Source organism: Pseudomonas sp. GW821-FHT09E12, from assembly GCF_059416085.1.
In genome coordinates this window covers 369940-395690 of sequence record NZ_JBWKOM010000003.1, presented here as the reverse complement: position 1 = coordinate 395690, position 25751 = coordinate 369940, and the positions used below count along the sequence as shown (strand labels likewise).

General features: G+C 63.8%; 26 protein-coding genes. 11 read left to right on the top strand and 15 right to left on the bottom strand.

What is annotated here, in order from left to right; all coding sequences use genetic code 11:
- Positions 1-15 precede the first annotated feature (15 nt).
- The 3 genes from AC07PQ_RS10325 to xerD all read right to left on the bottom strand — a co-directional run bounded on the left by AC07PQ_RS10325 (position 16) and on the right by xerD (position 3287).
- Positions 16-1320, bottom strand: a complete 1305-nt coding sequence (locus AC07PQ_RS10325) for a homoserine dehydrogenase (RefSeq protein WP_007927672.1) — start codon at positions 1318-1320, stop codon at positions 16-18.
- A gap of 131 nt (positions 1321-1451) precedes the next feature.
- Complete coding sequence (locus AC07PQ_RS10320; RefSeq protein ID WP_007927673.1) at positions 1452-2183, bottom strand: thioredoxin fold domain-containing protein; 732 nt, start codon at positions 2181-2183, stop codon at positions 1452-1454.
- Positions 2184-2390: 207 nt separating this feature from the next.
- Positions 2391-3287: a site-specific tyrosine recombinase XerD gene (gene xerD, locus AC07PQ_RS10315; protein ID WP_007927674.1), complete on the bottom strand. Its 897-nt coding sequence runs from the start codon at positions 3285-3287 to the stop codon at positions 2391-2393.
- A gap of 107 nt (positions 3288-3394) precedes the next feature.
- Here xerD and AC07PQ_RS10310 point away from each other — a divergent pair, with 107 nt between their 5' ends.
- A complete protein-coding gene (locus AC07PQ_RS10310) occupies positions 3395-5200 on the top strand; it encodes a cation:proton antiporter (protein ID WP_101336923.1) in 1806 nt (601 codons plus the stop codon).
- 69 nt (positions 5201-5269) lie between these two features.
- Here the strand turns inward: AC07PQ_RS10310 and AC07PQ_RS10305 are convergent, their stop codons facing one another.
- From AC07PQ_RS10305 to ffh, 6 genes are all read right to left on the bottom strand, one after another.
- Entirely contained in the window at positions 5270-5683 is a 414-nt protein-coding gene (locus AC07PQ_RS10305) for an acyl-CoA thioesterase (RefSeq protein ID WP_007927676.1), read from the bottom strand.
- A gap of 91 nt (positions 5684-5774) precedes the next feature.
- Positions 5775-6125, bottom strand: a complete 351-nt coding sequence (gene rplS / locus AC07PQ_RS10300; protein WP_007927677.1) for a 50S ribosomal protein L19 — start codon at positions 6123-6125, stop codon at positions 5775-5777.
- 45 nt (positions 6126-6170) lie between these two features.
- Entirely contained in the window at positions 6171-6923 is a 753-nt protein-coding gene (gene trmD, locus AC07PQ_RS10295) for a tRNA (guanosine(37)-N1)-methyltransferase TrmD (protein ID WP_007927678.1), read from the bottom strand.
- Between the two features lie 2 nt (positions 6924-6925).
- Complete coding sequence (rimM, locus tag AC07PQ_RS10290; protein WP_007927679.1) at positions 6926-7462, bottom strand: ribosome maturation factor RimM; 537 nt, start codon at positions 7460-7462, stop codon at positions 6926-6928.
- Between the two features lie 5 nt (positions 7463-7467).
- The gene (gene rpsP / locus AC07PQ_RS10285) at positions 7468-7719 is read right to left on the bottom strand and encodes a 30S ribosomal protein S16 (protein WP_007927680.1); all 252 of its coding nucleotides are present in this window, start codon (positions 7717-7719) and stop codon (positions 7468-7470) included.
- Positions 7720-7967: 248 nt separating this feature from the next.
- Positions 7968-9344, bottom strand: coding sequence for a signal recognition particle protein (ffh, locus tag AC07PQ_RS10280; RefSeq protein ID WP_007927681.1), 1377 nt, complete (start codon positions 9342-9344; stop codon positions 7968-7970).
- Positions 9345-9542: 198 nt separating this feature from the next.
- On the opposite strand from ffh, the gene AC07PQ_RS10275 reads away from it, so the two are divergent.
- From AC07PQ_RS10275 to AC07PQ_RS10265, 3 genes are all read left to right on the top strand, one after another.
- A complete protein-coding gene (locus AC07PQ_RS10275; protein WP_007927682.1) occupies positions 9543-10355 on the top strand; it encodes a cytochrome C assembly family protein in 813 nt (270 codons plus the stop codon).
- 12 nt (positions 10356-10367) lie between these two features.
- Positions 10368-11606: a transporter associated domain-containing protein gene (locus AC07PQ_RS10270; RefSeq protein ID WP_007927684.1), complete on the top strand. Its 1239-nt coding sequence runs from the start codon at positions 10368-10370 to the stop codon at positions 11604-11606.
- Between the two features lie 373 nt (positions 11607-11979).
- Complete coding sequence (locus AC07PQ_RS10265; protein ID WP_101336921.1) at positions 11980-13296, top strand: MFS transporter; 1317 nt, start codon at positions 11980-11982, stop codon at positions 13294-13296.
- Between the two features lie 93 nt (positions 13297-13389).
- Here the strand turns inward: AC07PQ_RS10265 and purT are convergent, their stop codons facing one another.
- The 5 genes from purT to AC07PQ_RS10240 all read right to left on the bottom strand — a co-directional run bounded on the left by purT (position 13390) and on the right by AC07PQ_RS10240 (position 16628).
- On the bottom strand, positions 13390-14571 hold the full coding sequence (gene purT, locus AC07PQ_RS10260; RefSeq protein ID WP_007927694.1) for a formate-dependent phosphoribosylglycinamide formyltransferase: 1182 nt from the start codon (positions 14569-14571) through the stop codon (positions 13390-13392).
- 103 nt (positions 14572-14674) lie between these two features.
- Complete coding sequence (locus AC07PQ_RS10255; RefSeq protein WP_007927702.1) at positions 14675-15142, bottom strand: VUT family protein; 468 nt, start codon at positions 15140-15142, stop codon at positions 14675-14677.
- Positions 15143-15228: 86 nt separating this feature from the next.
- Positions 15229-15441 (bottom strand): DUF1289 domain-containing protein, encoded by a 213-nt coding sequence (locus tag AC07PQ_RS10250; protein ID WP_007927703.1) that lies wholly within the window; start codon positions 15439-15441, stop codon positions 15229-15231.
- Positions 15438-15962 (bottom strand): gamma carbonic anhydrase family protein, encoded by a 525-nt coding sequence (locus AC07PQ_RS10245; RefSeq protein ID WP_007927713.1) that lies wholly within the window; start codon positions 15960-15962, stop codon positions 15438-15440. The genes AC07PQ_RS10250 and AC07PQ_RS10245 overlap by 4 nt, the downstream gene beginning before the upstream one ends.
- Before the next feature lie 66 nt (positions 15963-16028).
- Entirely contained in the window at positions 16029-16628 is a 600-nt protein-coding gene (locus AC07PQ_RS10240; RefSeq protein ID WP_007927715.1) for a CoA pyrophosphatase, read from the bottom strand.
- A 147-nt stretch (positions 16629-16775) separates the two neighbouring features.
- Here AC07PQ_RS10240 and AC07PQ_RS10235 point away from each other — a divergent pair, with 147 nt between their 5' ends.
- The 7 genes from AC07PQ_RS10235 to nagE all read left to right on the top strand — a co-directional run bounded on the left by AC07PQ_RS10235 (position 16776) and on the right by nagE (position 25360).
- Positions 16776-17327: an NUDIX hydrolase gene (locus AC07PQ_RS10235; protein WP_007927716.1), complete on the top strand. Its 552-nt coding sequence runs from the start codon at positions 16776-16778 to the stop codon at positions 17325-17327.
- A 47-nt stretch (positions 17328-17374) separates the two neighbouring features.
- Positions 17375-17878, top strand: coding sequence for a L,D-transpeptidase family protein (locus AC07PQ_RS10230; RefSeq protein WP_007927719.1), 504 nt, complete (start codon positions 17375-17377; stop codon positions 17876-17878).
- A 295-nt stretch (positions 17879-18173) separates the two neighbouring features.
- Complete coding sequence (locus AC07PQ_RS10225) at positions 18174-18905, top strand: GntR family transcriptional regulator (RefSeq protein WP_009042314.1); 732 nt, start codon at positions 18174-18176, stop codon at positions 18903-18905.
- A gap of 44 nt (positions 18906-18949) precedes the next feature.
- Positions 18950-20056: an N-acetylglucosamine-6-phosphate deacetylase gene (gene nagA, locus AC07PQ_RS10220; RefSeq protein ID WP_087091336.1), complete on the top strand. Its 1107-nt coding sequence runs from the start codon at positions 18950-18952 to the stop codon at positions 20054-20056.
- Positions 20037-21059: an SIS domain-containing protein gene (locus tag AC07PQ_RS10215; RefSeq protein WP_493185450.1), complete on the top strand. Its 1023-nt coding sequence runs from the start codon at positions 20037-20039 to the stop codon at positions 21057-21059. The genes nagA and AC07PQ_RS10215 overlap by 20 nt, the downstream gene beginning before the upstream one ends.
- Positions 21060-21089: 30 nt before the next feature.
- Positions 21090-23612, top strand: coding sequence for a phosphoenolpyruvate--protein phosphotransferase (ptsP, locus tag AC07PQ_RS10210; protein ID WP_493185449.1), 2523 nt, complete (start codon positions 21090-21092; stop codon positions 23610-23612).
- 26 nt (positions 23613-23638) lie between these two features.
- A complete protein-coding gene (gene nagE, locus AC07PQ_RS10205) occupies positions 23639-25360 on the top strand; it encodes an N-acetylglucosamine-specific PTS transporter subunit IIBC (RefSeq protein WP_493185448.1) in 1722 nt (573 codons plus the stop codon).
- A gap of 78 nt (positions 25361-25438) precedes the next feature.
- Here nagE and AC07PQ_RS10200 read toward each other — a convergent pair whose 3' ends face one another.
- Entirely contained in the window at positions 25439-25750 is a 312-nt protein-coding gene (locus AC07PQ_RS10200) for a YqfO family protein (RefSeq protein ID WP_124319272.1), read from the bottom strand.
- Between the last annotated feature and the right edge of the window lies 1 nt (position 25751).

The following is a 25751-nucleotide window of genomic DNA, read 5'->3' as shown; positions in this document are numbered from 1 at the left end:
CCGCAACGAAGCGGATTAGTTCAGGTGCTCGACGCGGATCCGTACGACCGGACCGACCACGCCCTGCAGGGCTTCCAGCGCGGTGATCGCATCGTTGATGCGCTGTTCCACCACCCGGTGGGTCAGCAGGATCATCGGCACCAGGCCGTCGTGTTCTTCGACCTCTTTCTGCATGATCGACTCGATGTTGATGCCGCGCTCGGACAGGATGCTCGCCACCTGGGCCAGTACGCCCGGGTGATCCTTGGCCTGGATCCGCAGGTAGTAGGCGCTTTCGCAGGCCTCGATCGGCAGGATCGGGTGCGCCGACAGCGAGTCCGGCTGGAAGGCCAGGTGCGGCACACGGTTCTCCGGGTCGCTGGTCATGGCGCGAACCACGTCCACCAGGTCGGCGATCACCGACGAAGCGGTCGGCTCCATGCCGGCACCGGCGCCGTAGTACAGGGTGGAGCCGACGGCGTCGCCGTTGACCATCACCGCGTTGAACACGCCATTGACGTTGGCGATCAGGCGATCGGCCGGGATCAGCGTCGGGTGCACGCGCAGCTCGATACCGGCATCGGTGCGGCGGGCCACGCCCAGGTGCTTGATGCGATAGCCCAGGGCCTCGGCGTAGTTCACGTCGGCGGTGGTCAGCTTGGTGATGCCTTCGGTGTAGGCCTTGTCGAACTGCAGCGGGATACCAAAGGCGATGGACGCCAGGATGGTCAGCTTGTGCGCGGCGTCGATGCCTTCGACGTCGAAGGTCGGGTCGGCTTCGGCGTAACCCAGGGCCTGGGCCTCGACCAGCACGTCTTCGAAGGTGCGACCCTTCTCGCGCATTTCGGTGAGGATGAAGTTGCCAGTGCCGTTGATGATCCCGGCCACCCAGTTGATACGGTTGGCCGACAGGCCTTCGCGGATCGCCTTGATGACTGGAATACCACCCGCCACGGCGGCCTCGAACGCTACGATCACACCCTTCTCACGGGCCTTGGCGAAAATTTCGTTACCGTGTACGGCGATAAGCGCCTTGTTGGCGGTGACCACATGTTTACCATGCTCGATGGCCTTGAGTACCAGCTCGCGGGCAACGGTATAGCCGCCCATCAGCTCTATGACGATGTCGATCTCAGGGTTCGTGGCCACTTCGAACACATCGTTGGTAATCGCAATACCGGTCGTTTGGAACTGAGGCTTTGGCGTGCGCATGGCAATTTGTGCCACTTCGATTCCACGCCCGGCACGACGAGCAATTTCCTCGGCGTTACGCTGAAGTACATTGAAGGTACCGCCACCGACGGTACCCAGCCCACAGATGCCCACTTTGACCGGATTCACTCTGAACTCCCCATGAAACGGCCGACACTAGGTCGGCCGTGGAAAACAGCCGCAAACCACACGGCTCTCTATTAATGACGCGTCGGCCACAACCGCCGCGCCATGATCGTCAAAGGCTCGACGACGCAGGATTATTTCGCGCCCAGCGCCAGTTTGGCGACTTGTGGCGCAGGCTGGTAGCCCGGAATCACTTGGCCGTCGGCCAAAACGATGGCCGGCGTGCCGTTCACCCCGATCGACTGGCCCAGGGCGAATTGCTTGGAAACCGGGTTGGCGCACTTGGCGGCCTTGATTTCCTTGCCATCGACCATCTTGTCCATGGCCGCTTTCTTGTCGGCCGAGCACCAGACCGCCTGCAATTGCTCGTCGCCCGGCGAACCCAGGCCCTGGCGCGGGAAGGCAACGTAACGCACTTCCACGCCCATCTTGTTCAGCTCGGGCACTTCGGCGTGCAGCTTGTGGCAGTACGGGCAGGTGGTGTCGGTGAAGACGGTGATGTGGGTCTTGGTTTCGCCGATGGCCGGGTAGACCACGGTTTCAGCGACCGGAATGGCGTTGATCAGCTTGGCCACGCCCAGGCGCTCGGTCTTTTCGGTCAGGTTGACCGGCTTGCCGTCCTTGAGCTGGAACAGGTAGCCCTGCATCACGAACTGGCCGTCGGCGCTGGCGTACAGCACGCGGCTGCCCTTGAGCTTGACTTCATAGACACCGGGCAGCGGGCTGGCGCTGATGCTTTCTACCGGGACTTCGAGCTGCAGGCCCTGGAGGCTTTTACGAATCGCTTTTTCGGCGGCGTCATCGGCCATAACAAAGGTACTGGCCAACGCAATGGCTGCGGCGGCGATTATCTGGGTCACGCGCATTGGGAACTCCTGAAGGCGGACAAATGGGACGGTCAGAACGCCCGTACTGGAACACCGGGTCATAACGGCCCACTTTGTAAACCGGCAAAGCCTACCACATAAGGCCCGCCTGGCGGGCTCCCGCTGAGCCAAGCCGGTCATTTGCCGATCAGCGCAGAACCGCTCCCGGGTCGCCGCAGCCGGTGTTCGCGGCGACCGACACCTCACTCAACCGCGAGGATGGTGCTTGGCATGCAGCTCCTGCAAACGGGCCCGGGCGACATGGGTGTAGATCTGGGTGGTCGACAGGTCGCTGTGGCCAAGCAGCATCTGCACTACCCGCAGGTCGGCACCGTGGTTGAGCAGATGGGTGGCGAAGGCATGTCGCAAGGTGTGCGGCGACAGCGACTTGCCGATCCCGGCGACCTTGGCCTGATGCTTGATCCGGTGCCAGAAGGTCTGCCGGGTCATCTGCTCGCCGCGCTGGCTGGGGAACAGCACATCGCTGGGCCGCCCGCCGAGCAGCTCGCCACGGGCATCGCGCATGTAGCGCTCGACCCAGACAATCGCTTCCTCGCCCATCGGCACCAGGCGCTCCTTGCTGCCCTTGCCCATCACCCGCAACACACCCTGGCGCAGGTTGACCTGCTCCAGGGTCAGGCTGATCAGCTCGGTGACCCGCAGGCCGCAGGCATACAGGACTTCAAGCATGGCGCGATCGCGCTGGCCGATGGCCTCGCTGAGGTCGGGAGCGGCCAGCAGGGCCTCGACATCGGCCTCCGACAAAGACTTGGGCAACGGCCGCCCCAACTGCGGCATGTCAACTTGCAGCGTGGGATCCACGGCAATCAGCTTTTCCCGCAGCAGGTAACGATAGAAGCCGCGCACCCCGGAGAGAAAACGCGCGGTCGAGCGTGGCTTGTAGGCCTGCTCCACCCGCCAGGCGAGGTGGTCGAGAATCAGCTCGCGACCGGCATTTACCAGCTCCAGTCCCTTTTCCTGTAGCCAGCCGTTGAACAACGCCAGGTCACTGCGATAAGCCTCGCGGGTGTTGTCCGAAAGACCCTTTTCCAGCCATAGCGCATCGAGGAAACGGTCTATCAGGGGATGGTCGATGGCAGGCATAAATACTCGAAAGGCGCGGCCTTGAGGCCGGGCGCAAATAAATAGTGAACTGTGCAGAGGGTCGCTAGTCTTTCATAGCCCGCTATTTCAAGGAACAGGGAGCTTCAATGAACGAACAACAGATTCTGTTGGCCTTTGGCGGCATAGGCGTGGCGGCAGTGGGCTGCCAATGGCTGGCCTGGCGCCTGAAACTGCCGGCCATTCTGTTCCTGCTGTTGAGCGGCATTCTCGCCGGCCCGGTCCTGGGCTGGCTCGACCCGCAGGAACTGTTCGGACCGCTGCTGATGCCACTGGTGTCGCTGGCGGTGGCCTTGATCCTGTTTGAAGGCAGCCTGACCCTGCACCTGTCGGAGTGGCGCGAGATCGGCAAGGTGGTGCACCGGCTGGTGACCATCGGCGCCCTTTCGACCTGGGCGGTGATCACCCTGGCCACCCACTGGCTGCTGGGCTTCGACTGGCTGCTGGCGCTGCTGTTCGGCACCCTGACCCTGGTCACCGGGCCCACCGTGATCGTGCCCATGCTGCGGGTGGTGCGGCCCAAGGCGTCAATCGCCAACATCCTGCGCTGGGAAGGCATCGTCATCGACCCGATCGGTGCCCTGCTGGCGGTGGTGGTCTACAGCTTCATCATCGCCAGCGCCGAGGGCCAGGGCCTGCAGCACAGCCTGATGACCTTCGGCGGGGTAATCCTCTGCGGCAGCCTGTTCGGCATCGTCGGCGGCTGGGTGCTGGGGACCATCATGCGCCGCCAGTGGCTGCCGGAATACCTGCACAACCTGGCCACGCTGGCGGCGGTGCTGGGCATCTTCATCGGCGCCAACCAGGTGATGCATGAGTCCGGCCTGCTGGCCGTGACCCTGATGGGCATGTGGATGGCCAACATGAAGGACGTCGACGTCCGGCACATCCTGCATTTCAAGGAAAACCTCAGCGTGCTGCTGATTTCCGGGCTGTTCATCCTGCTGGCGGCGCGCCTGGACCTCAACGCCCTGATCGCCCTGGGGCCGCTGGTGTTGATTCTGCTGCTGGTGATCCAGTTCATCGCCCGGCCCTTGAACGTGCTGCTGTCCACCGCTGGTTCGAACCTGAGCTGGCGCGAGCGGGCCCTGCTGGCCTGGATCGCGCCCCGAGGCATCGTTGCCGCGGCGGTCTCGGCGATCTTCGCCATTCGCCTGGACCAGGCTGGTCATGAAGGGGCGCTGCTGCTGGTGCCGCTGACCTTTGCCGTGATCATCGGCACCGTGGTGCTGCAAAGTGCCACCGCGCGGCCGCTGGCACGTCTGCTGAAGGTCGCGGAACCGGCACCGAGCGGCTTCCTGATCGTCGGTGCGAACGCCCCGGCGCGAGCCATCGGCAAGGCTCTGCAACAACTGGGCAGCCGCGTGCTGCTGACCGATTCGAGCTGGGAGAACATCCGGGCCGCGCGCATGGACGGCCTGCCGACCTACTTCGGCAACCCGGCATCGCAACACGCCGATGCCCATCTGGACCTGGTGGGGCTTGGCCATCTGCTGGCGCTGTCGCCCTCCGGCGAATTGAACACCCTGGCCTCCATGCGTTTTCGCCACGACTTCGGCCATCAGCGCCTGTTCGGCCTGGCCAACAGCCAGGAAAGCCGGCGCACCGACAAGCACCGGGCCAGCCATGAACATCGCGGGCACCTGCTGGGTAACGAGACGCTGTCCTACAGCAAACTGGCCAGTCTGCTGGGACAGGGTGCGGAGCTGTACAGCACCAACCTGACCGAAGGTTTTGGCTGGGAGGATTACCAGGCGCTGCATGGTGAGCGGGCGACCCTGCTGTTCGCTCGCGACAACAGCGGCTGGGTGCATGTGCTGACGCCAGGCAGCGCCCTCAAGCCCTCCGCGGGCTGGACCCTGGTGGCGTTGATTCAGAAGGATACGGCGGCCTGATAGCCCATCGCGGGCAAGCCTCGCTCCTACAGAACGGTGAAATCCCGCAAGAGCGAGGCTTGCTCGCGATCAGTCGACAAACCCCGGCAGCACCGGTACCGGGCGCTTGTCGTCATCGATGGCGACAAAGCTGAACAGGCCGTGGATGGCCTTCTCTCGCCCATCGCAGCTCATGCTCTCGACGAACACCTCAACCTCGACCTTGAGGCTGGTATTGCCGACCTTCACCACCCGTCCCACCAGCTCGACGATGGATCCGGCGGCAATCGGGTGATTGAAGTCGATACGGTCGGTGGACACGGTCACCAGCGGCAGCCGGCAGAAACGGGTCGCGGCGATGAACGACACTTCGTCCATCCAGGCCAGCGCCGTGCCGCCGAACAGGGTGTTGTGGTGGTTGGTGGTCGACGGGAATACCGCCTTGGTCACGCGGGTCACCGACAGCTCGGTCCGGCGTTGGATTTCTTGCTCGCGGGGGCTCATGGTTCTACTGCCTGAAACACAATTCGGGGATAAATGACGGGCAACAAAAAAGCAGCCCGTAGGCTGCTTTTTTCTGCATCGGAAGCTGGACTTAAACCAGTTTTTCCTTGATGCGAGCTGCTTTACCCGACAGGTCGCGCAGGTAGTACAGCTTGGCTTTACGTACGTCACCGCGACGCTTGACAGCCATGCTGTCGATTTGCGGGCTGTAGGTCTGGAAAGTACGCTCTACGCCAACACCGTTGGAGATTTTACGAACGGTGAATGCACTGTTCACGCCGCGGTTACGCTTGGCGATTACAACGCCTTCGAACGCTTGCAGACGGGAACGATCGCCTTCCTTCACTTTCACCTGAACGACAATGGTGTCGCCCGGGGCAAAGGCTGGGATCTCTTTGGTCATCTGCTCTGCTTCGAGTGCAAGGATGATTTTGTTGGTCATGCTGTGCTCCTAAGGTAAATCGTCGGATCTACCATCGATACGTTGTTAACTATCGTCCCGCTCGCGGATGTATTCCTCGAGCAGCTTCTTCTCTTCTCCAGAAAGCGAGCGGCTTTCCAGAAGATCGGCGCGTCGTTCATAGGTCCGACCAAGGGACTGCTGTAAACGCCAACGCCGGATGTGTGCGTGGTTGCCACTTAGCAACACGTCGGGAACACGCTGATCCGCATACACCTCCGGTCGGGTATAGTGCGGGCAATCCAGCAGACCATCCGTGAAGGAATCCTCCTCCGCGGAATCCGCATGCCCTAAAGCTCCGGGCAGCAGTCGCGTAACCGCATCAATCAGGACCATCGCCGGCAGCTCGCCACCGGAGAGTACATAGTCGCCAATCGACCACTCTTCATCGACATGAGCTTCAATAAAACGCTCGTCAATGCCTTCATAACGACCGGCAATCAGGATCAATGCATCCTCATTCGCCAACTCGCGTACCGCCGACTGAGTCAGTTTGCGGCCTTGGGGCGACAGGTAAATCACCTTCGCGCCCTCCCCGGCTGCCTGCCTGGCCTGAACCAGAGCATCTTCCAGGGGCTTGATCTTCATCACCATGCCCGGGCCACCGCCAAATGGGCGATCGTCCACAGTGTGATGTCGATCCGTGGTGTAGTCTCGCGGATTCCAACAGGTCAGCTGCAAGAGCCCCTGTTTCACCGCGCGGCTGGTTATGCCGTAGTCGCTGATGGCGGAAAACATCTCGGGAAACAAACTGATCACTTCTACGCGCAGGCTAGCCACGTTCAGAAGTCCGCGTCCCAATCCACCTTCATCTCGCCCGCTGCCAGGTCGACGGCCAACACGCATTGCTCGGTATAGGGCAACAGGCGTTCGCGATCATCCAGGCTGCCAGCGCAAGGCTTGACCACCATTACATCGTTCGAGCCGGTCTCCAGCAGGTGATCGATCTTCCCGAACAGTTGTCCGTGAGTGTCGATGACCTTGAGACCTTGCAGCTGGTACCAGTAGTACTCGCCGTCGGTCAGTTCAGGGAACAGGTTGCGCGGCACGCAGATCTCATAACCGGCCAGAAGACGCGCTTCTTCACGATCATCGAGACCCTTGAGCTTTGCGACCAGGAATTTTTCATTCCCACGTCCGCTGACCAGCTCAACCTGTTTCACGCTACCTTCGCGCTTGAGCGTCCAGGTTTTGTAATCCAACAGGTTTTTAATCGGATCAGTAAAGGAATAAACCTTCACTTCGCCGCGAACGCCGTGAACAGAGTAGATTTTGCCGATAACGATCAAATCATCAGCAGGAGCAGGCGTCGCGTTCATAGGGTTCAGGCTGCAGCCTTAGCCGATTCCTTCAACAGCTGAGCAACGCGCTCAGACGGTTGTGCACCAACGCTCAGCCAGTAGGCTACGCGCTCTTGGTTCACGGACAGGCGGACTTCTTGACCACGAGCGATCGGGTTGAAGAAGCCAACTTGTTCTTTGTGCGAACCGTCGCGTGGGTTGCGGCTGTCGGTCACGGTCAAGTGGTAAAACGGGCGCTTTTTGGAGCCGCCAAGGGCAAGACGGATTGTTAGCATGTGAACATCGTTCCTGTAGTCGGTGCTGCAAATCTAAATGCACAGCGGGCATGGGTGCCCGAAAGGCCGCATATTCTAAGGAATATCCGGACTTTTGCAAATGACTTTTTCCGGCGCCTACCGGCTGCCATCCAGATTTGCTATAGGGCCGTTGGCAACAACGGCGAGTCAGCTCCCGCCAAACGCGGGTTTGCTGGAGGTCCCGCGTCCCCGCGGGAAACGCCGGCATGGCTGCCGGCGCGGATTCTTCAGATCTTCGGCATGCCGCCGCCGGGCAACATTCCGCCCATGCCGCGCATCATTTTCGCCATTCCGCCCTTGGCGGAGAATTTCTTCATCATCTTCTGCATCTGCTTGTGCTGCTTGATCAAGCGACCGATGTCCTGCACCTGGGTGCCGGAGCCCATGGCGATCCGACGCTTGCGCGAACCGCTGATCAGCTCGGGGTCGCGGCGCTCGGCCGGGGTCATGGAGTTGATGATGGCTTCCATCTGCTTGAACTGCTTCTCGGCCGCGCCCTGGGCATTGCCCATTTGCGCCAGGTTCACGCCACCGATATTCGGCAACTTGTCCATCAGGCCACCGAGGCCGCCCATGTTCTTCATCTGTTGCAGCTGGTCGCGGAAGTCTTCGAGGTCGAAGCCTTTGCCTTTTTTCAGCTTTTTCGCCAGCTTGTCGGCTTTTTCCTTGTCGAGGGTCTGTTCGGCCTGCTCGATCAGGCTGAGCACGTCGCCCATGCCGAGGATGCGCGAAGCGATACGCTCAGGGTGGAACGGTTCGAGCGCTTCGCTCTTCTCGCCCATACCGATGAACTTGATCGGCTTGCCGGTGATCGCACGCACCGACAGCGCGGCACCGCCACGGGCATCGCCGTCGACCTTGGTCAGGATCACGCCGGTCAGCGGCAGTGCGTCGCCAAAGGCCTTGGCCGTGTTGGCAGCGTCCTGGCCGGTCATGGCGTCGACCACGAACAGGGTTTCCACCGGCTTGACCGCCGCGTGCAACGCCTGGATCTCGTCCATCATGTCGGCGTCGATGTGCAGACGACCGGCGGTGTCTACGATGACCACGTCAATGAACTTGAGCTTGGCTTCTTTAATAGCCGCTTCGGCAATCGCGACCGGCTTCTGGCTCAGGTCGGACGGGAAGAAGGTCACGCCAATGTCGTTGGCCAGGGTTTCGAGCTGCTTGATCGCCGCCGGACGGTAAACGTCGGCGGATACCACCATCACGCTCTTCTTCTTGCGCTCTTTAAGGAAGCGCGCGAGCTTGCCGGCGGTGGTGGTCTTACCGGCGCCCTGCAAACCGGCCATCAGCACGACGGCAGGCGGCACGGCGCTCAGGTTCAAATCTTCGTTGGCCGCGCCCATCAGGCTTTCGAGTTCGGCCTGGACGATCTTCACGAATGCCTGGCCCGGGGTCAGGCTGCGCGACACTTCAGTGCCGACCGCACGTTCCTTCACCGAGTTGACGAAGTCCTTGACCACCGGCAGGGCGACGTCGGCTTCGAGCAACGCCATGCGCACTTCGCGCAGGGTGTCTTTAATGTTGTCCTCGGTCAGCTTGGCCTTGCCGGTGACATGGCGCAGCGTCTGCGAGAGACGGTCGGTTAGGTTTTCAAACATGCGCGATCCTTTCAGGCCCTAAGTAGACCGAGGTAATGGCGGCTCGGGGCCCCTATATAAAGAGGTGCTCCGTGGGCAGGTCGCGGATTATAGCGAAGACTGCGTGCGACGCACAGCCGCCGTCTGGTTGCACGGTCTTTCGTGTGATGGCGGTTCTATGCCAAACTCAACGACTTTCGGGCTTGCCTAACAGGATTTATGCTCCCCTTGTCACCCAGCTTGCTAACCACCCTCGCCGCCGCCTGCCTCTATGCCGCTGCGACCCTCTATCAAGGCACTCGTCTGGCTCAAGCCGCCAAGACGAACAAGCGCCTGCTGGTCTCGCTCGGCATCCTTGCCCTGCTCGCCCACAGCGCCAGCCTCCTGACCCACCTGATGACGCCCGTGGGCCTGGGCCTAGACTTCTTCAGCGCCGCCAGCCTGATCGCCGCCGCGGTGATTGCCCTGACCCTGCTGGCCTGTTCGCGCATTCCGGTGGAGAACCTGCTGGTCCTGCTGTTTCCGCTGGGGGCGCTGACCGTGCTGCTGGCGCAGTTCGTGCCCACCGGCACGGTGCCGGTGATCGACGAAGAGCCAGGCATCCTCGCCCATATCCTGCTGTCGATCCTCGCCTACGGCATGTTCACCATCGCCGTGTTCCAGGCCCTGTTGCTGCTGGTGCAGGACCACCAGCTCAAGCACAAGCACCCGTCCGGGCTGATCAAGAACTTTCCGCCGCTGCAGACCATGGAAAGCCTGCTGTTCGGCTTCCTCTGGGCCGGCTGGACCCTGCTTTCGCTGTCGCTGATCTCCGGCTGGCTGTTCGTCGAGAACCTGTTCGCCCAGCACCTGGTGCACAAGACCCTGCTGGCCTGCCTGGCCTGGGTGGTGTTCAGCGTGCTGCTGTGGGGCCGCAACCGCCTCGGCTGGCGCGGACACAAGGCGATTCGCTGGACCCTGGCCGGCTTCTGCCTGCTGATGCTGGCGTACTTCGGCAGCAAGCTGGTCCGTGAATACATCCTGCATATCTGACGAGCGGCGATAATGGACAACCTGCCCATAGAGCCAATGCTCGTGGTCCTGGCCTTGCTGGTGCTGTGGTCGGGGCTGTTCACCGCCATCGAAGCCGCCCAGCAACACCTGCTGACCCTGCGCACCGCTTCGCGCTCCGGCGACAAACCGCTGGCGCGCCTGAGCTTCCCGCGCGACAGCCTGATTCTCTGCAACACCCTGTGCCGGGTGCTGGCGGTCATCATCAGTACCTTGCTGGCGCTCCTGCAGTGGGCGGAAAACGGCCCCTGGCTGGCCTGCCTGATCGCCACCAGCGTGTTGCTGGTACTCGCCGACTACCTCCCGCGCACCCTGGCCACCCGTTATCCGGATGCGATCCTCAGCCTGGGCAATACCCTGCTGGGCGTGCCGCTGAAGATCATCTACCCGGCGGCCTGGCTGCTCCACAGCATCAGCCAGCTGTTGCTGCGCCCCTTCACCCGCAAGGCCGGCGCCGTCAAGCAGAGCGAAGACGAGCAGGCTGTCGACCCGGACGACGCCGAAGAACATGCCAACGGCCGGCCGCACCCGGTGTCGGGCATCCATGCCTTGGACAACATCACCGTCAATGACATCCTGGTGCCGCGCAGCGAGATCGACGGGATCAACCTCGACGACCCCATCGCCGACATCATCGAACAGCTGCGCCTGTCCAAGCGCACCCGCCTGCCGGTGTTCCACAGCGATATCAACCAGGTCGAGGCGGTCCTCAACACCCGCCAGATCCGTCACCTGCTGCCGGATGCCAGCCTGACCCAGGAGGCGCTGCTGGCGGCCTGCCACGAACCTTACTTCGTGCCGGAAAGCACCCCGCTGCAGTTGCAACTGCTGAACTTCCACAAGCAGCAGCGCCGCCTGGGCATGGTGGTGGACGAGTACGGCGAAGTGCTGGGCATCGTCACCCTGGAAGACATCCTCGAAGAAATCGTCGGCGAATTCGAAAGCGAGCACAGCCTCGACAACCCGCATATCCATCCCCAGGCCGACGGACGTTTCGTGATCGAAGGCGCGGCCTCGATTCGCGAGTTGAACAAGAGCCTGGGCTGGCACCTGCCCTGCGACGGCCCGAAAACCCTCAACGGCCTGGTCACCGAAGCGTTGGAGACTATCCCCGACAGCGCCGTTTGCCTGAAGATCGGCCGCTACCGCCTGGAAATCCTCGAAACCGAGGACAACCGGGTCAGTCGCGTGCTGATCTGGCACACCAAGCCGCTCACCGCTCCCGCCCTGTAATCGTGACCCTGTAGCCGCTGCCGAGCCCGCGAGGCTGCGATCGACCGCAACGCGGTCGCAAACCCTGTATCCGTATTCCGCCTGATGCACCGCTTACGCCGGCTACGCCGTCGAACGCAGGCTGCGCCAGCGGCTACAGGGCTACGGCAAGTCCCGCTTGTTTGATCGTTAGGGGCCTTCCTATAATCGATCCGCTTACCCAAGCCCCGCAGCACCCGCGTGCTACCCGCACCCAGCGGCTTCTGCCCTGCTCCGCCCGCTTCTGGCAGGCTTCGCTCCCACCCCGAGCCGCGCCCGCGCCAAACCCACATCCCTGGGTGTTCGACCATAATAATTCGCTCCCATGGAGCACATGACTGTCAGGGATAACCGCATGACGACCAGCACCACTTACAGCGCCTCCGTGCCTGCCCAGCCGACCAACTCCGCCAGCCGCGTGGCCACCGCCAGCTTTATCGGCACCGCCATCGAGTTCTACGACTTCTACGTGTATGCCACCGCCGCCGCGCTGGTGATCGGCCCGGTATTCTTTCCGCAGACGTCCGGCACCGCCCAGATGCTCTCGGCCTTCCTGACCTTCGGTATCGCTTTTCTCGCCCGCCCCCTGGGCTCGGCGCTGTTCGGCCACTTCGGCGACCGGATCGGCCGTAAGTCGACCCTGGTGGCATCGCTGCTGCTGATGGGTGTGTGCACCACGCTGATCGGCGTGCTGCCCGGCTATGACAGCATTGGCGCCTGGGCCCCGATCCTGCTGTGCCTGCTGCGCTTCGGCCAGGGCCTGGGGCTGGGCGGCGAATGGGGCGGCGCCGCGCTGCTCGCCACGGAAAATGCGCCCAAAGGCAAACGCGCCTGGTTCGGCATGTTCCCGCAGTTGGGACCATCAATCGGTTTTCTCGCGGCCAACGGTCTGTTCCTGACCCTGGCCATGAGCCTGAGCGACGAACAGTTCCGCTCCTGGGGCTGGCGGATTCCGTTCCTGCTCAGCGCCGCGCTGGTGCTGGTCGGCCTGTATGTGCGCCTGAAACTACATGAAACCCCGGTCTTCGCCAACGCCATCGCCCGCCAGGAACGGGTCAAGATGCCGCTGGTCGAGCTGTTCAGCCAGTACTGGCTGCCAGTGCTGCTGGGCGCCGCGGCAATGGTGGTGTGCTATGCGCTGTTTTACATCTCGACGGTGTTCTCGTTGAGCTACGGCGTCGCGACCCTCGGCTACAGCCGCGAAACCTTCCTCGGCCTGCTGTGCTTCGCGGTGCTGTTCATGGCCGCGGCCACGCCGCTGTCGGCCTGGGCCAGCGACCGCTATGGACGCAAGCCGGTGCTGATCATCGGCGGCCTGCTGGCGATTCTCTCCGGCTTCACCATGGAACCGCTGCTGACCCAGGGCTCGACCTGGGGCGTGGCGCTGTTCCTGTGCATCGAGCTGTTCCTGATGGGCGTGACCTTCGCCCCGATGGGCGCCCTGCTGCCCGAGCTGTTCCCGACCCACGTGCGTTATACCGGCGCATCGGCGGCCTATAACCTGGGCGGCATTGTCGGCGCCTCGGCGGCACCGTTCTTCGCCCAGAAGCTGGTGGCGATGGGGGGATTGAGTTGGGTTGGCGGCTATGTGTCGGCGGCAGCGGTACTCAGCCTGATCGCTGTGCTGTGCCTGAAGGAAACGCGCAATAACGACCTGAACCAGGTCGCCTGAAAAGAGTGCTTCGCGAGCAAGCTCGCTCCTACAGGTTCAGCGCAACCCTTGTAGGAGCGAGCGGGCGGCGATCCGACTTGCCCGCGATGTTTTTTACAGCTCTACAACGACCGCCTGGGAAGCGCGGGTCGCCTTGGCCCGCGCGGCCTCGATCGACTCGTCGCGCGCCAGGGCCACGCCCATGCGGCGCTGGCCGTTGACTTCGGGCTTGCCGAACAGGCGCAGGGCCGTATCCGGCTCGCTCAGGGCCGCGCCCAGGTTGGCGAAAGCGGTCTGGGTCGACTGGCCTTCCACCAGGATCACCGCCGAAGCCGACGGGCCGAACTGACGGATCAACGGGATCGGCAGGCCGAGAATCGCCCGCGCATGCAGGGCGAACTGCGACAGGTCCTGGGAAATCAGGGTCACCAGGCCGGTGTCATGGGGACGCGGCGACACTTCGCTGAACCAGACCTGGTCGCCCTTGATGAACAGCTCGACGCCGAACAGGCCACGGCCACCCAGGGCCTCGGTCACGGCCTTGGCCACGCGCTCGGACTCGGCCAGGGCTTTCGGGCTCATGGCCTGGGGCTGCCAGGACTCCTGATAATCGCCCTTCTCCTGACGGTGGCCGACCGGCGCGCAGAAGGTGGTGCCGCCAACGTGGCGCACGGTCAGCAGAGTGATTTCGTAATCGAAATCGATGAAACCTTCGATGATCACCCGGCCCTTGCCGGCACGCCCGCCTTCCTGGGCGTAGTCCCAGGCTTTCTGCACGTCGTCGACGCTGCGCAGCAGGCTCTGGCCCTTGCCCGAGGAACTCATCACCGGCTTGACCACGCAAGGGAAGCCCAGGTCGTCCACCGCCTTGCGGTAGTCTTCGAAGGTGTCGGCGAAGTGGTAAGGCGAGGTCGGCAGGTCCAGTTCTTCGGCGGCCAGGCGACGGATGCCTTCACGGTTCATGGTCAACTGGGCGGCCCGGGCGGTCGGGATCACGGTGAACCCTTCGGACTCCAGCTCCACCAGGGTGGCGGTGGCGATGGCTTCGATCTCCGGCACGATGAAGTGCGGCTTCTCCGCCTCGATCACTGCACGCAGCGCGGCACCGTCGAGCATGTTGATCACATGGCTGCGATGGGCGACCTGCATCGCCGGCGCATTGGCGTAGCGATCCACGGCAATCACCTCAACGCCCAGGCGTTGCAGCTCGATCACCACTTCCTTGCCCAACTCACCACAGCCACACAGCAAAACGCGGGTCGCGGTTGGCGACAATGGAGTTCCGATACGGGTCATCTGAAAGTCCTCAAAAAGGAGCGGATCATCGAGGGTCGCGCACCAGGCGGGCGGCCCATGGGGAAGAAAGCGCGGCATTTTACATGAACCGCGCGCTTTGGCCTCAGCTGGCGCACGCCGCCTTGCGCAAACGCCAGGCCATGGCCAGCCAGACCACGGTCACGCCGGCGAACTTCGACCCCAGCGCGGTGAGGATCACGCCCGGGGTCAACGCATCGATCAGGCCGAAAAAGATAAAGGTGTCCAGGGGAATGCTCAACGCCGAACTTATCCACAGGCGGTCGTGCAGTGGGCGCTTGGTGATACTGAACACCAGCCAGTCGATGCACTCGGAGACCGCGAACGCCGTGGCGCTGGCCAGGGCAATGGCCGGCTCGGAGGTCACGTAGGACAGTACCAGCGCCACCAGCATGGCGACGAGCGCGCCATGACCGAAGCGGGTTTGCACCATGTCCCGCAGGACGAACACCAGCCCGCCCCAGGCCGACCAGATGATGTCCAGGTGCGGAGCGGTAGAAAAAGCGTAGTTGATCAGTACGACACTGCCGATATAGGCGATCAGGAAGAGCATGGGGCGAAAAGTACCTGTCAGTAAGGCGCACAGGGTACTTCAGGCGGATGGGATGGGCCAGACGGGGGCTGGCCCGAGATAGCCGTCTAGCCGGACTGGGTGCCGATCATCCACAGCACCCCGCTGGACTTGGCGCGCTCATGACACAGCGCCAGCACCTCACGGCGCTCGGCGTTGTCCATGCGGCTCCAACGGGTGATCTCGCTCACCGTGCGCTGGCAACCGGTGCAGATATCGTCATCGTCCAGCGCGCAAATGCTCACGCAGGGCGAACGGACGGGTTTTTCGGGTTCGGTCATTGTTCTTGCTCGGCCAGATCGCGGGCGTAACGCTGGGAATTATGCACATAGTGCGCGGCGCTGGCTTCGAGCATCTTCTTCTGCTGCTCGGTCAGTTCACGGACCACCTTGCCCGGCGAGCCCATCACCAGCGAACCGTCGGGGATCTCTTTGCCTTCACCGATCAGCGAGTTGGCGCCGATGATGCAGTTCTTGCCGATCTTCGCGCCGTTGAGAATCACCGCATTGATGCCGATCAGGCTGTAGTCGCCGACGGTGCAGCCATGCAGCATGGCGTTGTGGCCAATGGTCACGCCGGTGCCGATGGTCAGCGGAAAGCCCATGTCGGTATGCATCACCGTGCCATCCTGCACGTTGCTGTTCCTGCCGATCAGGATCAGCTCGTTGTCGCCACGCAGCACCGCGTTGAACCAGACGTTGGCCCCCTCCTCCAGCTTGACCTTGCCCACCAGCGTGGCATTGGGTGCGACCCAGCTTTGCGGGTGGGTTTCGACACGGGCGTCGCCCAGGCGGTATTTCATATTGTTGTCCTCAAGGCCAGGCAGGTTCATATACACAGTGGGGTTCAGGCCATACGAGCGATGGCTTCAAATATTGATAAAGCTTTTGGGCGGCTGGTGCAGGCTGATCTGGGCGTCATACAGCAGGTTGATCAGCTCGACGATCATGATCGCCGTCAGGCCCCAGATCTTGTACTCGCCGAAGCGGTAGCTCGGTACGTACCAGCTGCGGCCCTGATAATCGATGCGGTGGGTGTGCTCGCGCGGGTCCTGGCGGAAAAACTCCAACGGCACGCTGAACACCGCGGCGATCTCGGCGTCATTGGCCAGGTATTCGACGTAATCGGGAATCACCCCGACATAGGGCGTGACCTTGATCCCGTGCAGGGAAATCAGCGGGCTCAGGGGGCCGATCACTTCCACCAGCCCCGGGGGCAGGCCGATTTCCTCTTCGGCTTCGCGCAGGGCGGTAAAAACCAGGTCGGGGTCTTCCGGGTCGCGGCGGCCGCCGGGGAACGCCACTTCGCCGCCGTGGGTGGACAATCCTTTGGCGCGCAGGGTCAGCACCAGCTCGGGCTCGTCACTGCGGGTAATGGGCACCAGCACGGCGGCCTCGGGGAAACGTCGATCCGTCTCCAGCGGTCGCGGCGTATGGTTGCTTACCCGGTGCAGTAGCTCGTCCAGCATGAGTCTTCTCGATCTGTCGACTACCTTGCATCATGCACCAAACAAACCGACCGCCCAAGCCCCGATCCACGCCATGTCGCGTAACGACAACTTGCCGACAAAGCCCCGTGCACGCCAAGATAGGCGCAGCCTTTTCGGATACCCAGCATGAAATTCTGCAGCCAGTGCGGTCACCCGGTCACCCAGCGCATTCCCGAAGGCGATTCACGCCTGCGTTTTGTCTGCGACAACTGCCAGACCATCCATTACCAGAACCCGAACATAGTCGCCGGCTGCCTGCCTACCTGGGGTACCCAGGTGCTGCTGTGCCGACGCGCGATCGAGCCGCGTCGTGGCTACTGGACGCTGCCGGCCGGTTTCATGGAGAACGGCGAGACCGTCGAACAGGCGGCGATTCGCGAGACGTTCGAGGAGGCCTGCGCCCGGGTCCGCAACCTGAGCATCTATACCCTGATCGACGTCCCGCACATCAGCCAGGTGCATGTCTTCTTCCGCGCCGAGCTGGCGGACCTGGATTTCGCCGCTGGCGCAGAGAGCCTGGAAGTTCGGCTTTTCGAAGAAGCCGACATTCCCTGGTCCGAGCTGGCTTTTCGCACGGTCGGGCGTACCTTAGAATGTTTCTTCGCTGACCGGCGGAACGAGGACTACCCCGTGCGTTCCGAGTCCATTCCGCCCCTGGCTCAGCCTGCCCTCACTTAAACAACAAAACGTACGCGGCACCTGTGTACTCTTAGGGATATCGTTTCATGCGCTGGTTGCTCGCTCTTTTCTGCTACTCGGTTATCGCGGTCTCCCACGCCTCCGCGACGGATACCCTGAACGGCAAGGTCATCGAAAAAGTCCTGGTCCTCAAGTCGGCCCATCAGTTGCAACTGATCAACGACGGCAAACCCATCAAGACCTACCGCATTTCCCTGGGTAAACGACCCAAGGGGCCAAAGCTCATGGAAGGCGACAAGCGCACTCCGGAAGGCTTCTACTGGCTGGACTGGCGCAAGACCAGCGACCGCTTCAACCTGGCCATGCATATCTCCTACCCGAACATCAGCGATTCCGCCCGCTCGCGCCGCGAGGGCGTGGAGCCCGGCGGCATGATCATGATCCACGGCACTCCGGACAGCGAAGACTACCCCGAGCAGTACTTCCATACCCTGGACTGGACCGACGGCTGCATCGCCATGCGCAACGTCGACATGCGCGAAGTCTGGGGCCTGGTCCCGGACGGCACGATGATCGAAATCCGCCCCTGATTCCTCGCTGAAACGCCGCTAAAACACCTCCGTTACAAAAAAAATCGCAGGCCGCGCCGGCTTCGAAAGGTGAATACCAATTCCCGTTCGAAAAACCGCCGCCCCTGCGATTTTCGCATTCGCGGCCAGACCGCCCTAATACCACTTTCCCAAACCATCCCCGCCAACGCCCATAAAGCGCCTGTTTTCGTGCATCATCGTCACACTACTGGCGTTGACATGGTATTTAAGTGGTATTAGTTTTTGCCACATTACCGGGCGACAACAAACCAATAACGCATCGGAATCTCGACAGATGAACCACATCCTGGCCCTGCGCCCTGACGATACCCAGCCGACCCCGCTGTACCTGCAACTGGCGCGCAACCTTGAAGCCGCGATCCATGCCGGACAGTGGAAAGCCGAACAGGCCTTGCCCTCGGAACGCAACCTGAGCGAGATGCTCAATATCTCCCGCGTCACCGCGCGCAAGGCCCTGGAAGTGCTGTTCGAACAAGGCCTGATCCGCCGCAGCCAGGGCTCCGGCACCTTCATTACCCCGCGCCTGGAACAACCGCTGTCGCGGCTGTCGGGCTTCAGCGAAATGCTCCGCCTCAAGGGCTTCGTGCCCGGCTCCCAATGGCTGGAGCGGGAAATCACCACGCCGACCCACGAAGAACTGATCCGCCTCGGCCTGTCGCCGAACGACAAGGTGGCGCGCCTCAAGCGCCTGCGCAAAGCCGACGACACGGTGATGGCGATCGAAATGAGCACCCTGCCGGCCACGATCATTGCTCAGCCGGATGCCGTGGGCGACTCGCTCTACGCCTACCTCGATGGCATCGGCCGCCCGGTGGTCCGTGCCCTGCAGCACATCCAGGCGATCAACGCCAGCGCCGAGTTCGCCGCCCTGGTGGGCATCGCCCCCGGCACCGCGATGCTGCTGATGACCCGTGTCGGCTACCTCGAGGACAACACCCCGATCGAAGTCACCGACACCTATTGCCGCAACGACTATTACGACTTCGTCGCCGAGCTGCGTCGCTGAGCCTGGCCGCCGAGTCGCCAAGAATCCGTCCCAGAGAGCTGCCCATGTCCGAACACAACATCCTCACCCCACAAGGCTGGATTCGCGGCCGCCTGAACCACCGGGACGGCAAGGTCACCGGCATCGAAGGCAGCCCCTGCGACCCGGCGGACAACGACCTGCCCTACCTGCTGCCGGGCTTCATCGACCTGCATGTGCACGGCGGCGGCGGCAAGGACATCATGGAAGGCGCCCCGGCGTTCGAGACCATCACCCGCACCCACGTGCGTTTTGGCACCACCTCGCTGCTGGCCACCACCATGACCGCGCCGACCGAGGAGATCACCCGGGTCCTGGGCGCCATGGGCGAATACTGCGAACAGCGCCCCAGCGGCAGCGCCCGGGTACTCGGTGTGCACCTGGAAGGCCCGTACATCAACCCGGGCAAGCTCGGTGCCCAGCCCAATTTCGCCCACACCGCACTGATGGCCGAAGTCGAGGCATACCTGCGCCTGGCGCCGATCCGGGTGATCACCATCGCCCCGGAAATCGCCGGCCATGACGCCTTGATCCGCGCCCTCAGCGCCCGCGGTATCCGCATGCAGATCGGCCACACCCTGGGCAGCTATGAGGAAGGCGTGGCCGCACTCGACGCCGGGGCCACCAGCTTCACCCACCTGTACAACGCCATGAGCCCACTGCATCACCGCGAGCCCGGCATAGTCGGCGCCGCCCTGGCCCACGCCCAGTACGCGGAACTGATCCCCGACCTGCTGCACGTGCACCCCGGCGCCATGCGCGTGGCCTTGCGCTCGATCCCCTGCCTGTACTGCGTCACCGACTCCACCGCGGCAGCCGGCATGCCGGACGGCGAATACAAGCTCGGCAGCCACACCGTGACCAAATGCCTGGGTGGCGTGCGCCTGCCGGACGGCACCCTGGCCGGCAGCACCCTGACCATGGACCAGGCCTTGCGCAACCTGGTGAAGATCGGCCTGCCCCTGGCCGAGGCTTCGCAACGCTTGTCACAGTTTCCCGCCGATTATCTCGGCCTGGCCGAACGCGGGCGCTTGCAGGTCGGCAGCTGGGCCGACTGCGTGTGCCTGGACCGCTCACTCACACTGACCGCCGTGATGGTCGAAGGAGAAGACATTGACTTCAAAAATGCTTGAAGAGGCGCTGTCCGCCGCCGCGGCCGTCGAAGGCCAGTTGCAGCACCTGGACCCGCAACTGATCGAGGTGGCCGGGCGCCTGAACCGCCAGCCGCCACAAGTGGTGATGACCGTCGCTCGCGGCAGCTCCGACCATGCCGCCAGCTATTTCGCCTACCTGACCATGCAGCAGCTGGGCTTCCCGGTCGCATCCCTGCCGATGTCGGTGGTGACCATGCAACAGGCGCCGCTGCGGGTCAGCGGCCAGGCGGCATTCGCCTTTTCCCAGTCCGGGCAGAGCCCCGACCTGGTCAACAGCATGCGCCTGCTGCGCAAACGCGGGGCCTTGAGCGTGGCCATGGTCAACGCCCAGGACACCCCGCTGGAAGCCGCCAGCGAGTTCTGCCTGCCGCTGCACGCCGGCGCCGAACGCAGCGTGGCCGCGACCAAGAGCTTTATCGCTACCCTCAGCGCCAGCGCCCGCCTGATCGCCCACTGGAAACTGGACGCGCAGTTGCTGGAAGCCGGCCTCGCCCTGCCCCAGGGGCTGCGCGAAGCCGCGACCCAGGACTGGAGCCCGGCCGTCGAGGCCTTGCGCGATAGCCAACGGTTGATGGTGATCGGCCGTGGCGCCGGTTTCGCCATCGCCCAGGAAGCGGCGCTGAAACTCAAGGAAACCTCGGCGATCCAGGCCGAAGCCTTCAGCAGCGCGGAAGTTCGCCACGGCCCGATGGCGCTGATCGGCGACAACTACCCGCTGCTGGTGTTCGCCCCACGGGGAGCGGAGCAGGCCGGCCTGATCAGCCTTGCCGCCGACATGCGCCAGCGTGGCGCCCGGGTGCTGCTGGCGGCGCCGGACGACATCGTCGAACGCGACCTGACCCTGGGCCGGGCCGAACACCCGGCCCTCGATCCGATCCTGGCGATCCAGAGTTTCTACGGCATGGCCGCAAGCCTTGCCGAGGCCCGGGGCATGGACCCGGATCAGCCACGGCACCTGAGCAAAGTGACCCGCACCCACTGAGCCTTTCCTTCAACGGATGAGTACTGCGCCATGCACAACAACAATAAAGACCTGACGCTCGGCGCCCCCTTGAGCGGCCCGGTGCTCACCCTCGCCAGAGTGCCCGACCTGGTGTTTTCCAGCGGCGCCATGGGCGACGGGATCGCCATTGACCCGCTGAACAACACCCTGCACGCCCCCTGCGCCGGCGTGGTGGTGCATGCCGCCCGCACCGGCCACGCGGTGACCCTGCGCGCCGACAATGGCGCGGAACTGCTGCTGCACCTGGGCCTGGACACGGTCCAGCTGCAAGGCGAGGGTTTCTCCATGCTGGTGCAGGAAGGCGCCCGGGTCAGCAGCGGCCAGGCCCTGCTGCGCTTCGATCTCGACCAGGTCGCGCGCAACAGCAAAAGCCTGATCAGCCTGATGATCCTGACCAACGGCGAACACTTCCAGACCCTGCCCATCACCCTGAAATCGGTGAAAGTCGGCGAACCGCTGCTGCACATCGTTCCACGCGCGGCCAACACGGCTCAGGCGGAAGCGGGTGACACCTCGACCGACGAGGTGGAAGGCCAGACCCGGGTCAATCATCGTGGCGGCCTGCATGCCCGGCCGGCCGCGCTGATCCGCCAGACCGCCCAGGGCTTCAGCAGCAAGGCGCACCTGCATTTCAACGGCAAGTCGGCGTCCTGCGACAGCCTGGTCAGCCTGATGGGGCTGGGGGTCGGCGAGCAGGACGAGGTGCGGGTCAGTTGCCAGGGCAAGGACTGCAAGGCCGCCCTGCTGGCGCTGCTGGACGCCCTCGCCACCCCGCTGGCCGAAGACGCCCATGCCGCGGCGCCAGCGGTGAAGGCCGTCGCGCCCCAGCGCCCCGCCGAAGCCGGGGTGATCCAGGGCGTCTGCGCCGCCCCCGGGCTGGTCTGCGGGCCGCTGTTTCACCTGACCGCCATGACCCTGCCCGAAGACAGCGGCGATCACCCGCCACAGGAGCAACTGCAGGCGCTGGACCTGGCGCTGGACAAGGTTCGCAGCGACATTCGCGGCACCCTGGAGCACGCCCGGCAACGCAAGGACAACCAGGAAGAAGCGATCTTCGCCGCCCATCTGGCCCTGCTCGAAGACCCGGCGCTGCTGGACGCCGCCCGCCAGAGCATCGGCCAGGGACGCGCCGCCACCCACGCCTGGAGCGACGCCATCGGCGAACAGTGCGAGATCCTGCTGCAACTGGGCAATGCCCTGCTCGCCGAACGCGCCAACGACCTGCGCGACCTGCAACAGCGGGTCCTGCGCGCCCTGCTCGGCGAGGCCTGGCATTACCAGTTGCCGGCCGGCGCCATAGTCGCGGCCCACGAACTGACCCCGTCCGACCTGCTGCAACTGAGCGAGCAAGGCGCTGCCGGCCTGTGCATGGCGGCCGGCGGCGCCACCTCCCACGTGGCGATCCTGGCACGCGGCAAGGGCCTGCCCTGCCTGGTGGCCCTGGGCTCGGAGCTTCTCGATGTGCCGCAAGGCCAGCAAGTGGTACTGAATGCCGACCACGGTCGCCTGGAACTGACGCCGGACAGCGCGCGTATCGAACAGGTCCGGCAGAGCCATCTGCTCCGCCAGCAGCGGCGCGAGCAACAACAGCAACAGGCCCAGCTGCCGGCCAGGACCCTCGACGGCCAGGCGATCGAGGTCGCCGCCAATGTCGCCTCCAGCCAGGAAGCCCAGGCCGCCCATGCCAACGGTGCCGATGGCGTCGGCCTGCTGCGTACCGAGTTTCTGTTTGTCGACCGGCATACCGCCCCCGACGAACAGGAGCAGCGTCTGGCTTATCAGGCCGTGCTCGACGCCATGGGCGACAAGTCGGTGATCATCCGCACCATAGACGTCGGCGGCGACAAGCAACTGGACTACCTGCCGCTGCCGGTGGAAGCCAACCCGGTGCTGGGCCTGCGCGGCATTCGCCTGGCACAGGCCCGCCCGGAACTGCTCGACCAGCAACTGCGGGCCCTGCTGCAGGTCAGCCCGCTGCAACGCTGCCGCATCCTGCTGCCGATGGTCAGCGAGCTCGACGAACTGCTGCATATCCGCGAACGCATCGATTGCCTGTGCGCCGAGCTGGGGATCAGCCAGCGCCCGGAGCTGGGGGTGATGATCGAAGTCCCGGCCGCCGCCCTGCTCGCCGAGCAACTGGCCGAATACGCCGACTTCCTCTCCATCGGCACCAACGATCTGTCGCAATACACCCTGGCCATGGACCGTGACCATGCCGGCCTGGCCGCGCGGGTCGATGCGTTGCACCCGGCGCTGCTGCGGCTGATCGCCCAGACCTGCACCGGCGCGGCCAGGTATGGGCGCTGGGTCGGCGTGTGCGGTGCACTGGCCTCCGACCCGCTGGCGACGCCGGTGCTGATCGGCCTGGGGGTCAGCGAGCTGTCGGTGAGCCCACCGCAAGTGGGCGAAATCAAGGAGCGGGTCCGCCAACTGGACGCTGCGCAATGCCGACGCCTCAGCCATGAGCTGCTGAACCTGAGCAGTGCCTCGGCGGTGCGTCATGCCTGCCACCAACACTGGCCCCTGAGCTGAATAACAAGAACACCGGGAGACACGCCATGTACCAATTATTCATCGAAGGCCTGCAGCGCCTGGGCCGTGCCCTGATGCTGCCGATCGCGATCCTGCCGATCGCCGGCCTGCTGCTGCGCCTGGGCGACACCGACCTGCTGAACATCGCGATCATCCACGATGCCGGCCAGACCATCTTCGCCAACCTGGCGCTGATCTTCGCCATTGGCATCGCCGTGGGCTTCGCCAAGGACAACAACGGCACCGCCGGCCTGGCCGGGGCCATCGGCTACCTGGTGATGGTGGCGACCCTCAAGGTGCTCGATGCCAGCATCAACATGGGCATGCTCGCCGGGATCATCAGCGGCCTGCTGGCCGGTGCCCTGTACAACCGCTTCAAGGACATCAAGCTGCCGGAATACCTGGCGTTCTTTGGCGGGCGGCGCTTCGTGCCGATCGTCACCGGTTTCAGCGCCGTCGGCCTGGGGGTGGTGTTCGGCCTGATCTGGCCGCCGATCCAGCACGGCATCAACAGCTTCGGCCAGTTGCTGATGGAAAGCGGCAGCCTCGGCGCCTTCGTGTTCGGTGTGTTCAACCGCCTGCTGATCATCACCGGCCTGCATCACATCCTGAACAACATGGCGTGGTTCATTTTCGGCAGTTTCACCGACCCGGCCACCGGCGCCGTGGTCACCGGCGACCTGACCCGCTACTTCGCCGGCGACCCCAAGGGCGGCCAGTTCATGACCGGCATGTTCCCGATGATGCTGTTCGGCCTGCCGGCAGCGTGCCTGGCCATGTACCGCAATGCGCTGCCGGAGCGGCGCAAGGTGATGGGCGGGATTTTCCTGTCGATGGCCCTGACCTCGTTCCTCACCGGCGTCACCGAGCCGATCGAATTCGCCTTCATGTTCCTCGCCCCCATGCTGTACCTGGTGCATGCCCTGCTGACCGGCCTGTCCATGGCCCTGACCAACCTGTTGAACATCCACCTGGGCTTCACCTTTTCCGGCGGCGCCATCGACATGGCCCTCGGCTGGGGTCGCTCCACCAACGGCTGGCTGGTGTTCCCGGTGGGCCTGCTGTACGCGGTGATCTACTACCTGGTGTTCGACTTCTGCATCAAACGCTTCAACCTGAAAACCCCGGGCCGCGAAGACACTCCAGGCAGCGAAAAAGCCGCCATGACCAACAATCAGCGCGCCGGTGCCTATATCCAGGCCCTGGGCGGCGCGGACAACCTGATAACCGTCGGCGCCTGCACCACCCGCCTGCGCCTGGAACTGGCCGACCGCAGCAAGGCATCGGACAACGACCTCAAGGCCCTGGGCGCCATGGCCGTGGTGCGTCCCGGCAAGGGCGGCAGCCTGCAGGTGGTGGTCGGCCCGCTGGCCGACAGCATCGCCGATGAAATCCGCCTGGCCATGCCCAGCGGCGGCAAGCCACTGGAACAGCCTGGCCCTGCCGCCGCGGCCTTCGAAACACCGCCAGCGGTGAGCATTGCGCCCCAGGAAGCCGTGAAATGGCTGGACGCCTTCGGTGGCAGCGACAATGTGCTGCAACTGGACTGCGTGGCCATGACCCGCCTGCGGGTGCAACTGGGCGACAACAAGGCGCTGTCGGAATGCCAGCTGAAGAACCTCGGCTGCCAGGGTTCCAGCCAGCTCGACGATGGTGTCTGGCACCTGCTGATCGGGGAAAAGGCCGCGAGCCTGAGCCAAGCCCTGGATAGCCTGATCAACCGCAGCGAGGTCAGCGCCAAGGTCTGACCCTCTCCTGCCGGAGAGCAGGCACAAAAAAGCCCGCTGACCGTTACCGGTTCAGCGGGCTTTTTCATGGGCGGGGCCTTAGAAGTCTTCCAGACGCCAGACTTCATAAGCCGGTGTCTCGTAGGGATGGCTCTGCTTGAGGGCCATCACCACGCTGCGGATCAACTCGTCGGCCACCACCAGCTCGACTTTCCATTCCTGCACCTGCTCGACCAGGCCGGTCTGCCCGAGAAACGGCTGGCTGCCGTCCAACGGGCGAAACTGGCCCTGGCCCAGCACCTGCCACGCACACTGGTCGTAAGCGCCGATCCGTCCGCCACCGGCGGCGAATACGGCGTTCTTGACCACTTCCACGTGGCTGGGCGGGACGAAAAAGCTGAGCTTGTACACG

Excerpts from the sequence above, each read along its gene's own strand:
- AC07PQ_RS10320 (WP_007927673.1), bottom strand. The coding sequence starts at position 2,183 with ATGCGCGTGACCCAGATAATCGCCGCCGCAGCCATTGCGTTGGCCAGT.
- xerD (WP_007927674.1), bottom strand. The coding sequence starts at position 3,287 with ATGCCTGCCATCGACCATCCCCTGATAGACCGTTTCCTCGATGCGCTA.
- AC07PQ_RS10310 (WP_101336923.1), top strand. The coding sequence starts at position 3,395 with ATGAACGAACAACAGATTCTGTTGGCCTTTGGCGGCATAGGCGTGGCG.
- AC07PQ_RS10305 (WP_007927676.1), bottom strand. The coding sequence starts at position 5,683 with ATGAGCCCCCGCGAGCAAGAAATCCAACGCCGGACCGAGCTGTCGGTG.
- rplS (WP_007927677.1), bottom strand. The coding sequence starts at position 6,125 with ATGACCAACAAAATCATCCTTGCACTCGAAGCAGAGCAGATGACCAAA.
- rimM (WP_007927679.1), bottom strand. The coding sequence starts at position 7,462 with ATGAACGCGACGCCTGCTCCTGCTGATGATTTGATCGTTATCGGCAAA.
- rpsP (WP_007927680.1), bottom strand. The coding sequence starts at position 7,719 with ATGCTAACAATCCGTCTTGCCCTTGGCGGCTCCAAAAAGCGCCCGTTT.
- ffh (WP_007927681.1), bottom strand. The coding sequence starts at position 9,344 with ATGTTTGAAAACCTAACCGACCGTCTCTCGCAGACGCTGCGCCATGTC.
- AC07PQ_RS10275 (WP_007927682.1), top strand. The coding sequence starts at position 9,543 with ATGCTCCCCTTGTCACCCAGCTTGCTAACCACCCTCGCCGCCGCCTGC.
- AC07PQ_RS10270 (WP_007927684.1), top strand. The coding sequence starts at position 10,368 with ATGGACAACCTGCCCATAGAGCCAATGCTCGTGGTCCTGGCCTTGCTG.
- AC07PQ_RS10265 (WP_101336921.1), top strand. The coding sequence starts at position 11,980 with ATGACGACCAGCACCACTTACAGCGCCTCCGTGCCTGCCCAGCCGACC.
- purT (WP_007927694.1), bottom strand. The coding sequence starts at position 14,571 with ATGACCCGTATCGGAACTCCATTGTCGCCAACCGCGACCCGCGTTTTG.
- AC07PQ_RS10255 (WP_007927702.1), bottom strand. The coding sequence starts at position 15,142 with ATGCTCTTCCTGATCGCCTATATCGGCAGTGTCGTACTGATCAACTAC.
- AC07PQ_RS10250 (WP_007927703.1), bottom strand. The coding sequence starts at position 15,441 with ATGACCGAACCCGAAAAACCCGTCCGTTCGCCCTGCGTGAGCATTTGC.
- AC07PQ_RS10245 (WP_007927713.1), bottom strand. The coding sequence starts at position 15,962 with ATGAAATACCGCCTGGGCGACGCCCGTGTCGAAACCCACCCGCAAAGC.
- AC07PQ_RS10240 (WP_007927715.1), bottom strand. The coding sequence starts at position 16,628 with ATGCTGGACGAGCTACTGCACCGGGTAAGCAACCATACGCCGCGACCG.
- AC07PQ_RS10235 (WP_007927716.1), top strand. The coding sequence starts at position 16,776 with ATGAAATTCTGCAGCCAGTGCGGTCACCCGGTCACCCAGCGCATTCCC.
- AC07PQ_RS10230 (WP_007927719.1), top strand. The coding sequence starts at position 17,375 with ATGCGCTGGTTGCTCGCTCTTTTCTGCTACTCGGTTATCGCGGTCTCC.
- AC07PQ_RS10225 (WP_009042314.1), top strand. The coding sequence starts at position 18,174 with ATGAACCACATCCTGGCCCTGCGCCCTGACGATACCCAGCCGACCCCG.
- nagA (WP_087091336.1), top strand. The coding sequence starts at position 18,950 with ATGTCCGAACACAACATCCTCACCCCACAAGGCTGGATTCGCGGCCGC.
- ptsP (WP_493185449.1), top strand. The coding sequence starts at position 21,090 with ATGCACAACAACAATAAAGACCTGACGCTCGGCGCCCCCTTGAGCGGC.
- nagE (WP_493185448.1), top strand. The coding sequence starts at position 23,639 with ATGTACCAATTATTCATCGAAGGCCTGCAGCGCCTGGGCCGTGCCCTG.